The sequence below is a fragment of the Streptomyces sp. P9(2023) genome (assembly GCF_032436795.1).
Lineage (GTDB): Bacteria > Actinomycetota > Actinomycetes > Streptomycetales > Streptomycetaceae > Streptomyces.
Genome location: NZ_JAUPWM010000018.1, coordinates 120,095 through 130,917, shown reverse-complemented (window position 1 = coordinate 130,917; position 10,823 = coordinate 120,095). Strand labels below are relative to the sequence as shown.

Sequence of the window (10,823 nt, the reverse complement as noted above, 5' to 3'; positions counted from 1 at the left end):
ACAGCCGGCACGGCAGCCAGTGGGCCGCAAAGATCTACAACGACGCCAGGGCCCGCAAGAAGCGACACCCCCACGCCGTCCGCATCCTCGCCCGATCCTGGCTCCGGGTGATGTGGGCATGCTGGCGCAACGGAACCTGCTACGACCCCGACATCCACCAAGCCAACGGCAAGATCAACACGGCCGCCGACACACCTCTGGCGGCATAGAGGTTGACTCAGGAAACTCACGCGTTCGCCACCCCCGTGTTGCCGCTGCCGCCGTACATGTTCACGGCGTCGCCGAAGTAGTAGTTGCTGGGCTTGCTGATCATCACCCGTTCGACGTGCACCCGGAACTCGTTCTCCGGGTTCTCGATGGCGTCCGTGACGGTGTGGACGAGCGTCATCAGATACGCGCGGTCCCGGCTGGTGACGATCGCCGTCGAGGGGCCGGAGGTCTCGATCCCCAGCACGAAGTGGGACTTGGCGAAGACCACGCCGATCATGTCGGCGACGAAGTAGACCACGAAGCACACGAGGACGAACCAGAGGAACGGGGTGATGCCGCCCGAGTCGCTGTCGTAGGAGTCGTAGTCGTTGTCGTAGGACGACGAGCGGAAGGCCCTGGTGTCCGTCACCATGACCAGCAGAATTGCCACCACGAGGGTGACGGCCATCCGCTTCAGGAAGCGCATGAAGGCCTCGCCTCGGCGCGGGTGGAGCGTGAACGTGTAGACGCGGGCGACGTTGTGCAGCGAGTACGCCGCTCCGCCCACCCACAGCAGCCGCTTACTGACCTTGAGCTCGATCTCGCCGGAGGTCGTCGGCTGGTTCCCCGGCCTCGGCTGATTCCACGGCCGCGGCGGTGTCGACGGTGGGGTTGGCGGCGTGGGTGGCGTGGGTGGCGTTGGTGGCGTCTTCGGCGGTTCCATGCGTCCCCCTGTTGCTCAGTTCCGACGTTGCGTCAAGTGTGAGGCACGGAAGGGGAGTTGAGGAGGGGAAATCAGGCAGCAGGGAGCACGGCGGAGGGCCCGCACCCCGGGATCGGGATGCGGGCCCTTGCGCGTTGTGCCCAGTCCTACAGGAACGAGTTGATCTCGATCGTCTCGGTCCGGCCCGGGCCCACGCCGATCGCGGAGATCGGGGCGCCCGACATCTCCTCCAGGGCCTTCACGTAGGCCTGCGCGTTCTTCGGCAGGTCGGCGAAGGTCTGGGCCTTGGTGATGTCCTCGGACCAGCCCGGGAGCATCTCGTAGACGGGCTTCGCGTGGTGGAAGTCCGTCTGCGAGTACGGCAGCTCCTCGACGCGCTTGCCGTCGATCTCGTACGCGACGCAGACCGGGATCTGCTCCCAGCCCGTCAGCACGTCGAGCTTGGTGAGGAAGAAGTCCGTCAGGCCGTTGACCCGGGTCGCGTACCGCGCGATGACCGCGTCGAACCAGCCGCAGCGACGGTCACGGCCGGTGGTGACACCGCGCTCGTGGCCGATGCGGCGCAGCGCCTCGCCGTCCTCGTCGAAGAGCTCCGTCGGGAACGGGCCGGCGCCGACACGGGTCGTGTACGCCTTGAGGATGCCGATGACCCGGCTGATCTTCGTCGGGCCCACGCCGGCGCCGGTGCAGGCGCCGCCCGCGGTCGGGTTCGACGAGGTGACGAAGGGGTACGTGCCGTGGTCGACGTCCAGGAGCGTGCCCTGGCCGCCCTCGAAGAGCACGACCTTGTCGTCGTCGAGCGCCTTGTTCAGGATCAGCGTGGTGTCCGCGACGAACGGCTTGATCTGCTCCGCGTACTGGAGCATCTCCTCGACGATCTGGGCGGCGTCGATCGCGCGGCGGTTGTAGAGCTTGGCGAGCAGCTGGTTCTTGCCCTCCAGCGCCGCCTCGACCTTCTGCTCCAGGATCGACTCGTCGTACAGGTCCTGGACCCGGATGCCGACGCGGTTGATCTTGTCGGCGTAGGTCGGGCCGATGCCGCGTCCCGTCGTACCGATCTTGCGCTTACCGAGGAACCGTTCCGTCACCTTGTCGAGGGTGACGTTGTACGGAGTGATCAGATGCGCGTTCCCGCTGATCAGGAGCTTGGACGTGTCGACGCCTCGGTCGTTCAGTCCGCTCAGCTCGGAGAGCAGGACCGCCGGGTCGACGACGACTCCGTTCCCGATCACCGGGGTGCACCCCGGGGAGAGGATTCCGGAAGGGAGAAGATGCAGCGCGTATTTCTGGTCGCCTACGACGACGGTGTGGCCGGCGTTGTTGCCGCCCTGGTAGCGCACTACATAGTCAACGGATCCACCGAGGAGATCGGTGGCCTTTCCCTTGCCCTCGTCACCCCACTGAGCACCGAGCAGCACAAGTGCGGGCACAGGCGTACACCCCTTCCGGGTGGGGCATGTCCAAGGTCAGGGGCCGAGGCCGCCTCACCGGTGTGCCCCGGAATAGACGAAGCCCCTGGCGCAATAGCGCAAGGGGCTCTTGCACAAAGATGCTACCCGAGGAAGGACCGAGGTGTCGGCTCACGACCAGCTGCTGGTGGTCATCGACCCGGTCGCCCGCCGGAATGACGGCGAGTCCGTACGGATCGCGAAGGATGTGTTGTGTGCGGGGGCAGATGCGAAAATCTGCCTTCCGGACAGCCCCGAGGAGTTTTCCCGGGCCCTTGCCCGGCGCGGCTCCCGGCGCCCGGTGGTGGTCGGCGACGACCGTGCGCTGCTACGGACGGTGACGCTGTTGCACCGGGAGCGTGAGCTCGCGGACGGGGCACTGTCGCTGGTGCCGGTCGGCGCGCCGGGCTCGCTGGAAGTGGCGTACGCGCTCGGCGTGCCGCGCAGCACGGTGGCGGCGGCGCGGGCTGTGCTCGACGGGGTGGCGCACCGGCTCGACCTGCTGGTCGACGACAGCGACGGGGTGGTGCTCGGCGATCTGCGGATCCCGGCGGTGCGGGTCGAGGCGACCGGCCCGCCGACGGTCTGGGACACCTGCCGCTCCCTGGTCCGCACCCTGGTCCGGCCGGCCCCGGCCGCCCAGGCGGCGGCGCGGGTGCACCGGCTGCGGGTGGAGGCGGACGGCGTGCTGCTCAGCGATGTGAGCGCGCCGGTGGAGGGCGTGAGCGTACGGTCCCTGCGCGGTGGTGCGGGCCTGGCCGCGATCACGATCCAGCCGCCGTCGGCACCGCCGGTGCACGCCGACGCCCGCACGCTGACGGTCTCGGGCCCGGACTTCCGCTATCGCGCGGACACGGTGGTGTCGGGGCCGGTGCGGAGGCGGACGTGGACGGTGCGGGAGGGGGCGTGGGGGCTGACGCTGCCGAAGGACTGAGGGCCACGCGTCGGTCCACAGTTGGGTCCGCGCTTGGGTACGCGCTTGGGTACGCGCTTGCCATGTCTATCGATTTTCAATAGATTCCCATCGTGACTCGATCGAAGGAGCGATGGCGATGGGAAGACTGACGGTGCTCGCCCTGCGCGCCGTGCTGGCGGTGGTGCTCGCCGGCTCGGTGCTCGTGCAGGCACTCATGGTGTGGGCGCTGATCAGCGGGAACGACCCGGAGGACGGGTCACTCCCGCTGACCCCGCTGCGCGTGTTCACGATCCTGGGCCTGGCGTCGGCGCAGGTCGCCCTGGTCTGCGTATGGCGGCTGGTGACGATGGTGCGGCGCGGAACGGTGTTCTCCCACACCGCCTTCCGGTACGTGGACGTCGTGATCGGCGCGATCGTGGCGGCCGCCCTCGTCTGGTTCGCGGTCACGGCCCTCAACGCACCTGGCCAGCGGGACGACCCCGGCGTCACCGTCATCATGGGCGGGATCGGCCTGGCGATCCTGGGGGTCGCGCTGATCGTGCTCGTCCTGCGCACGCTGCTCGCCCAGGCCGTCGCGCGCGACGTCGAGGCGACGCGGATGGCGGCCGAGCTGGACGAGGTGATCTGATGCCGATCGCCGTCGACATCGACGTGATGATGGCGAAGCGGAAGATGTCCGTGGGCGAGCTCGCGGAACGCGTCGGGATCACCCCCGCCAACCTGGCCGTACTCAAGAACGGCCGCGCCAAGGCGGTCCGCTTCACGACCCTCGCCGCCCTCTGCGAGGTACTGGAGTGCCAGCCGGGCGACCTGCTGCGCTGGGAGCCGGCGGAGGAGCGCGCGGAGCCGGCCTCCGCCGAGGCCTAGGCCTCGCGCTCCGCCTCCGCCGTGGCCGCCTTGTGCTCCCGCCAACGGTCGAGGAGGCTCAGCATCTCCTTCTGGAGGAACTCGAAGAAGGCGGCGGTGTCCGCCGTGCGGCGGCCCGCCGCCGTGTTCGGGCCGAGGATCTCGGAGCCGTCGCGGAGCACCTTCTCCCAGCGGGTCAGGATCGCGTCGCGGCGGGTGAGGGTCTCGTACCAGACCTCGTTGTGGAGGACGTAGCGGTCGCGGCGCGAGCCGGGGTCGCGTTCGCGGCTGACCATGCCGACCTGGCTGAGGTAGCGGATCGCGCCGGAGACGGCGGCCGGGCTGATCTGGAGCTGGTCGGCGAGTTCGGCCGAGGTCATGGACGCGCTCTCGGAGGCGAGCAGGGCCGCGAAGACCCTGGACGCCATGCGCTGCATGCCCGCCTCGGTCAGTTCGGCGGCGAAGCGCTCCACGAATCGGGACACGGCCTCATCGTCGCCCGCGCTGGTCGTCGTCATCTCGCTCATCCCCCAACTTTATACGCTTCCTTAACTTCACAAGTTTGTGAAACTAGCGTACGTTCAGAAACATGGCGAAGGCAATCACGGTGGCCGGACTGCACAAGTCGTTCGGCCGTACCCACGCGCTGGACGGCCTCGACCTCGCGGTCGAGACCGGTGAGGTCCACGGCTTCCTCGGCCCGAACGGCTCCGGGAAGTCCACCACCATCCGGGTCCTCCTCGGGCTGCTGCGCGCCGACTCCGGAGCGGCCCAGCTCCTCGGCCGGGACCCGTGGCACGACGCCGTCGAGCTGCACCGCCGGATCGCGTACGTCCCCGGTGACGTCACGCTCTGGCGGAACCTCTCGGGCGGCGAGGTCATCGACCTCTACGGACGGCTGCGCGGCGGCCGTCTCGACAAGGCGCGGCGCGCCGAGCTGATCGAGCGGTTCGAGCTCGACCCGACGAAGAAGGGGCGGACGTACTCCAAGGGCAACCGCCAGAAGGTCGCCCTCGTCGCCGCCTTCGCCTCCGACGTCGACCTGCTCATCCTCGACGAACCCACCAGCGGCCTCGACCCCCTGATGGAGGAGGTCTTCCAGCGCTGCGTGGCGGAGGAGCGCGAGCGAGGGCGCACGATCCTGCTGTCCTCGCACATCCTCAGCGAGGTCGAGACGCTCTGCGACCGGGTCAGCATCATCCGCAAGGGGCAGACGGTGGAGAGCGGTTCGCTCGCCGAGCTGCGCCACCTCACCCGTACGAGCGTCACCGCCGAGCTCGCGGGCGCGCCGAACGGGCTCGCCCACCTGCCGGGCGTGCACGACCTGGACGTGCAGGGGCACCGGGTGCGGCTCCAGGTCGACACGGACAAGCTCGACGCGGTGCTGCGCTCGCTGACGGAGTCGGGGGTGCGTTCGTTGACGAGCACGCCGCCGACCCTGGAGGAGCTGTTCATGCGGCACTACGCGGAGGAGGTGGCGGCGCGATGAGCACGACGTCGCTCGCCGTACATCTGACGGGTACGGGCGCGCTGGCGCGGCTCGCGCTGCGCCGCGACCGGCTGATGATGCCGATCTGGGTGGTCGTCACGGGCGGCCTGGTCGCCAGTGGGGTCGGCTCGCTGGAGGGTTTGTACGGGACGGCGGCGCAGCGGGCGGAGCTGGCGGCGTCGATGACCGCGAACAGCTCGATGCGGTCGCTGTACGGGCCGGTGTTCTCCGACTCCGTCGGGGGCCTTGTGGCGTGGCGTTTCGGGACGTTCGCGGCGGTGCTTGCGGCCGTGATGAGCCTGATCATCGTCGTACGGCACACGAGGGAAGAGGAGGAGACGGGTCGTCAGGAGCTGCTCTCCTCGGCGGTGGTGGGCCGGCGCGCCCCGCTGACGGCCGCGCTGCTCGCGGCGCTCGTCGCCAACGCGGGCGTCGCGCTCATCGTGACGGCGGGGCTCGCGGGGCAGGGCCTGGGTGGGGCGCTTGCGCTCGGCCTCGCGGTGGGCGGGACGGGCATGCTCTTCGCGACGATGGCGGCGATCGTCGCGCAGTTGACGGAGAGCGCGCGGCTGGCGAAGGGCCTGACGGCGGCGGTACTGGGCCTGGCGTTCGTGCTGCGGGCGGCGGGGGATACGGGCCGGTCGGACGGCTCGTCGCCGCTGACCTGGCTCTCGCCGATCGGCTGGGCCGAGAACGTCCGGGCGTTCGGCGGGGAGCGGTGGTGGGTGGTGCTGCTGATCGCCGGGGCGGTGCTCGTCCAGGCGGCGGTGGCGTACGAGCTGGCCGGGCGGCGTGATGTGGGGATGAGCTTCCTGCCGACCCGGCCGGGGCCTGCGGAGGGCCGGCTGGCGACGGCGGGGGCACTGGCGTGGCGGTTGCAGCGGGGGTCGGTGCTGGGCTGGTCGCTGGGCTTCCTGCTGGGCGGTCTGGTCTTCGGCGGGATGGTGGAGGGCGCGGCGGATCTTGTCGGCGACAACGAGCAGGCGCGGGAGATTTTCGAGCGGATGGGCGGTCAGAGCGGTCTGACGAACGCGTTCCTCGCGACGATGACCGGCATGTTCGGGATGATCGCGGCGCTGTACGCGGTGGGGTCGGTGCTGCGTCCGCACGGCGAGGAGACGTCGGGGCGGGCGGAACCGATCCTGGCGAACGCGGTGGGGCGGGTGCGATGGGCGGCGGGTCACCTGGTGATCGCGTTCGGGGGCGCGGCGCTGATCATGCTGCTTGCGGGGCTGGGCCTGTACGTGTCGTACGGCCGGGACCTGGCGCCGATCCTGGGGGCGTGTGTGGCCCAACTCCCGGCGATCTGGACACTGGCGGGGCTTGCCGTCCTGCTGTGGGGCGCGTTTCCGAGGGCGGCGGTTGCGGGGTGGGGCGTGGCGGGCCTGTGCCTGGCGCTCGGCTGGATCGGGCCGGCGCTGAACCTCCCGAGATGGGCCCTGAACCTCTCCCCCTTCGGCCACCTCCCGAAGCTCCCGGGCGGGGGTGTGTCGTGGGCGCCGCTGTGGTCCCTGACGGCGGTGGCGGTGACCCTTACGGGGGTGGGCCTCTGGCGCCTCAGGGGGCGTGACTTGACGACGTCGTGACCGCGGGGGTCCCCCGTAAGGGGGCGGGACGTTTGTGACCGCCCCCGAGCGAGGGGCCCCGGTGAGGGGGCCCGAAGGGTGACCGCCCCCGAGCGAGGGCCTGACAGGGCACCCCGGCGGCGCGGAGCTGCCGCTTGTCGGGAGGTTCGGGGGCGCAGCCCCCACCCGAGACCCCGGCGGCGCGAAGCTGCCGCCCGCCGGGGGGATTTGGGGGCGTCAGCCCCCGACACTCACCCTCACCCCCACCCGCCCCCGGCAGGGTTTCGGGGAGGGTTGGGGTGGGGGGCTACAGCTGTACCTGGAGTTCGGGGACGCCCCTGATGACGTAGCCCGGGTTCCACCGGGGTTCCGCGGCCAGCCGGAGCGTGGGCGCCTGGCGGAGCAACTCCGCGAAGAGCGTGGTCAGTTCCAGGCGGGCCAGTGGCGCGCCCAGGCAGTAGTGGATACCCGCGCCGAACGTGACGTGGGGGTTCTCCGCGCGGGTGAGGTCCAAGGTGTCCGGGTCCTCGAAGCGCGCCGGGTCGCGGTTGGCCGAGCCGAAGAGGAGCGCGACCTCCGAGCCGCGCGGGATCCGGACGTCCCCCACCTCGATGTCGTCCAGCACCCAGCGCTCGAACATCTGCAGCGGCGTGTCGTAGCGGAGGATTTCTTCCACAGCTGTGGACAACATCTCCGGAGAGCCGGACGCCCGCAGCGCCGCCAGCTGCTCCTCATGCCGCAGCAGCGTCCACCAGCCGTTCACCGTCGTGTTGACCGTCGCCTCGTGCCCCGCGTTCAGCAGCAGCACGCACGTGGAGATCATCTCCTGCTCCGTGAGCTCCTCCACCCCCACCAGCGCCGAGATCAGGTCCTCCCCCGGAGACTTCCGCCGCCGCCCGATCAGCTCCCGCAGGTACGCCGAGAAGTCCAGCGACGCCCGCACCGCCCGCCGCGCCGTCTCCTCCGAGGGGTTCAGTTCGAACATCCCGCAGATGTCGGCCGACCACGGCCGCAGCATCCGCCGCTCCTCGTCCGACTCCGGAATCCCGAGCATCTCCGCGATCACCGCCACCGGGAGGGGTTCCGCCACCTCCGACAGCAGATCGCCGCCGCCCCGCGCCACCAGGCCGCCCACCAGCTCCGCCGCCAGCCGCCGTACCGTCGGCGCCAGCCGCTCCACCGTGCGCGGCGTGAACGCCTTCGACACCAGGCGGCGGATCCGCGTGTGGTCCGCCGCCTCCAGGTCGAGCAGACCGTGGTCGTTCAGCGTGTGGAAGGGCTCGTGCGCCGCCGGCGGGGGCGTACGGCCGAACTCCTCGTGCGTGAACCGGTGCGTGTACGTACGGCCCAGGCGCCGGTCCCGCAGCAGCGCCGACACGTCCTCGTAGTGCGGGATCAGCCACTGCCGCGTCGGCCCGAACCAGTGCGCCCGCCCCCTCGCCCGTAGCTCGGCGTAGGCGGGGTACGGGTTCGCTACGAATTGTGGTGACCACGGGTCGAAGACAGCGTCCATGGGCCGAAACTACCCGCCCGAACTACCCGCCCGAACTACCCGCCCACCTGTACCAGCCTCGCCTCGTACGCGAACACCGCCGCCTGCGTCCGGTCCCGCAGCCCCAGCTTCACCAGGATCCGGCTCACATGCGTCTTGATCGTCGACTCGGCCACCACCAGATGGTCGGCGATCTCCGCGTTCGACAGGCCCTGCGCGATCAGCACCAGGACCTCCGTCTCCCGCTCGGTCAACTCCCCGACCTGCGACAACGCGGCCACCTTCGGCGTCTCCACCGCCCGTGCGAACTCGGTGATCAGCCGCTTCGTCACGGTCGGCGCGAGCAGCGCCTCACCGGCCGCCACCACCCGCACCCCGTCGGCCAGCTGCCGCGCGGACGCGTCCTTCAGGAGGAAGCCCGAGGCCCCGGCGCGCAGCGCCTGGTACACGTACTCGTCCAGGTCGAAGGTCGTCAGGACCAGCACCTTCGCGTCCGCGTCCGCCGCGACGATCTCGCGCGTCGCCTCGATGCCGTTCAGCTCCGGCATCCGGATGTCCATCAGGACGACGTCCGGGCGCAGGGCCGCGACCTGGGCGATCGCCTCCCGCCCGTTGACGGCCTCGCCGACCACCTCGATGTCCGGCATCGCGCCGAGCAGCACCGAGAAGCCCTCGCGGACCATCATCTGGTCGTCGACGATCAGTACCCGGATCACTGGTCCACCACTTCCTCAAGGTCACGCTCACGGATCACCGGGACGAAGGCCGTGACCTCGAAGCCGCCGTCCTCGGTCGGCTCGGCCGTCATCTCGCCGTTCAGCATCGTCACCCGCTCGCGCATCCCGGTGAGGCCGTGGCCGGCCCCCGGAGAGGGTTTCACGAGCCCGCGCGCCGGACCGTTCACGATCCGCAGACCGAGGCCGCCGAGGACGTACGACACCTCCACCTTCGCGCCCGCGCCCGGCGCGTGCCGCAGCACGTTGGAGAGCGCCTCCTGGACGATCCGGTACGCCGAGAGCTCCACGCCCTGCGGCAGGTCCCGTACCGCGCCGGTCACCGTCTTCTCGACGTCGAGCCCGGCCTCGCGGACGTTCGCGACCAGCCCCTCGAGATCGGCGAGGGTGGGCTGCGGGGCGTCGGGGGCCTCGTAGTCCTCCGCCCGTACGACACCGAGGACGCGGCGCAGCTCGGTCAGCGCGGCGACCGCGTTCTCCCGGATGGTGACGAAGGCCTGCTCCAGCTCCGGCGGCGGGTTCTCGACCCGGTACGGGGCGGCCTCGGCCTGGATGGCGACCACCGACATGTGGTGGGCGACGACGTCGTGCAGCTCGCGGGCGATGGTGGTGCGCTCTTCGAGGAGGGTCCGCTTCGAGCGTTCGACGGCGGTCACGGTCTGCTGCGCGGTGACCTCCTGCGTGGCCTGGCGGCGGACCTGGACGACGGTCACGACGAGCAGCGCGAGCGCGGCGATGAAGAGGAGCTCCGGGGCGTCGGTGGTGTAGCCGCGGGTGAGGAAGAACTCGGAGAAGAGCGCGTAGCCGGCGGTCAGCGTCCACATCCAGGCGGCGGTGCGCGGCCGGGTGCGGGCGGCGACCACGGTGAGGACGACGAGGTGCGCGAGGAAGGAGTTCTCCGACCAGGGCCAGCCCTCGGCGAAGCCGCCGCCGATGACACCGACGAAGGGGGTGGAGGCCAGTGAGGCCCAGAAGGCGAGCACGGGGCGGACGAGGGTGAGCAGCACGATCAGCGCGGGGACGAAGGAGTACACCACGGTCAGCACGCTGCCCGCGGGGCCGCCCTGGATCATGGTGCCCATCAGGAAGACGATGAAGGCCCAGCCGGCGACGACCGTGTGCGGGGTCCACGCCACGTAGGCGCGTATCCGCTCGGGCACGCGCCGCATGCGCGGCCCGTCGAGCGCCATGGGCGGCAGCGGGCGGTAGGCGAAGGCGTCGTGGAAGAGGTCCTGCCGCAGCCCGCCGAGCGCGCCCTGGGCCAGGCGGAACTCGGGGCTGCGGCTCGTCGCGCGGGTCTGGGTCCGGTTCTCAGTCACGCCAGCCACGGTACGGGGGGGCGACGGACGCGGTCGTCCCCACGGATGGGGATCCTCCCACGTCCGTCTTGAGGAGGACGGGGCCCGATCGCCCCCCTTCC

At 70.8% G+C, this 10,823-nt stretch carries 11 protein-coding genes and 1 pseudogene; 6 read left to right on the top strand and 6 right to left on the bottom strand.

The window, feature by feature from the left end:
* Nucleotides 1-209, top strand: a pseudogene (locus tag Q5762_RS22895) (hypothetical protein); the annotation flags it as partial.
* A gap of 17 nt (nt 210-226) precedes the next feature.
* Here the strand turns inward: Q5762_RS22895 and Q5762_RS22890 are convergent.
* Nucleotides 227-913: a DUF6232 family protein gene (locus tag Q5762_RS22890; RefSeq protein ID WP_315894077.1), complete on the bottom strand. Its 687-nt coding sequence runs from the start codon at nt 911-913 to the stop codon at nt 227-229.
* A 146-nt stretch (nt 914-1,059) separates the two neighbouring features.
* On the bottom strand, nt 1,060-2,343 hold the full coding sequence (locus tag Q5762_RS22885; RefSeq protein WP_315894076.1) for an adenylosuccinate synthase: 1,284 nt from the start codon (nt 2,341-2,343) through the stop codon (nt 1,060-1,062).
* A 142-nt stretch (nt 2,344-2,485) separates the two neighbouring features.
* Between Q5762_RS22885 and Q5762_RS22880 the strand changes: the two genes are divergently transcribed.
* The 3 genes from Q5762_RS22880 (at nt 2,486) to Q5762_RS22870 (ending at nt 4,144) form a co-directional block, all read left to right on the top strand.
* The gene (locus Q5762_RS22880) at nt 2,486-3,295 is read left to right on the top strand and encodes a diacylglycerol kinase (RefSeq protein WP_315894075.1); all 810 of its coding nucleotides are present in this window, start codon (nt 2,486-2,488) and stop codon (nt 3,293-3,295) included.
* A 118-nt stretch (nt 3,296-3,413) separates the two neighbouring features.
* The gene (locus Q5762_RS22875; protein WP_315894074.1) at nt 3,414-3,905 is read left to right on the top strand and encodes a DUF2975 domain-containing protein; all 492 of its coding nucleotides are present in this window, start codon (nt 3,414-3,416) and stop codon (nt 3,903-3,905) included.
* On the top strand, nt 3,905-4,144 hold the full coding sequence (locus Q5762_RS22870) for a helix-turn-helix transcriptional regulator (RefSeq protein WP_315894073.1): 240 nt from the start codon (nt 3,905-3,907) through the stop codon (nt 4,142-4,144). Before Q5762_RS22875 ends, Q5762_RS22870 begins: the two co-directional genes overlap by 1 nt.
* Here the strand turns inward: Q5762_RS22870 and Q5762_RS22865 are convergent.
* Nucleotides 4,141-4,650: a MarR family transcriptional regulator gene (locus tag Q5762_RS22865; RefSeq protein WP_315894072.1), complete on the bottom strand. Its 510-nt coding sequence runs from the start codon at nt 4,648-4,650 to the stop codon at nt 4,141-4,143. The two genes, Q5762_RS22870 and Q5762_RS22865, sit on opposite strands and share 4 nt — an antisense overlap.
* 62 nt (nt 4,651-4,712) lie before the next feature.
* On the opposite strand from Q5762_RS22865, the gene Q5762_RS22860 reads away from it, so the two are divergent.
* Both Q5762_RS22860 and Q5762_RS22855 read left to right on the top strand, forming a co-directional pair.
* Nucleotides 4,713-5,612, top strand: a complete 900-nt coding sequence (locus Q5762_RS22860) for an ABC transporter ATP-binding protein (RefSeq protein ID WP_315894071.1) — start codon at nt 4,713-4,715, stop codon at nt 5,610-5,612.
* On the top strand, nt 5,609-7,198 hold the full coding sequence (locus Q5762_RS22855; RefSeq protein ID WP_315894070.1) for an ABC transporter permease: 1,590 nt from the start codon (nt 5,609-5,611) through the stop codon (nt 7,196-7,198). Before Q5762_RS22860 ends, Q5762_RS22855 begins: the two co-directional genes overlap by 4 nt.
* 286 nt (nt 7,199-7,484) lie before the next feature.
* Here Q5762_RS22855 and Q5762_RS22850 read toward each other — a convergent pair whose 3' ends face one another.
* From Q5762_RS22850 to Q5762_RS22840, 3 genes are read right to left on the bottom strand one after another with little or no spacing between them, the layout of a single operon-like run.
* Nucleotides 7,485-8,690, bottom strand: a complete 1,206-nt coding sequence (locus Q5762_RS22850) for a cytochrome P450 (protein ID WP_315894069.1) — start codon at nt 8,688-8,690, stop codon at nt 7,485-7,487.
* Nucleotides 8,691-8,725: 35 nt separating this feature from the next.
* Nucleotides 8,726-9,385 (bottom strand): response regulator transcription factor, encoded by a 660-nt coding sequence (locus Q5762_RS22845; RefSeq protein ID WP_315894068.1) that lies wholly within the window; start codon nt 9,383-9,385, stop codon nt 8,726-8,728.
* Nucleotides 9,382-10,722, bottom strand: coding sequence for a sensor histidine kinase (locus tag Q5762_RS22840; RefSeq protein ID WP_399495235.1), 1,341 nt, complete (start codon nt 10,720-10,722; stop codon nt 9,382-9,384). The genes Q5762_RS22845 and Q5762_RS22840 overlap by 4 nt, the downstream gene beginning before the upstream one ends.
* Nucleotides 10,723-10,823: the final 101 nt, after the last annotated feature.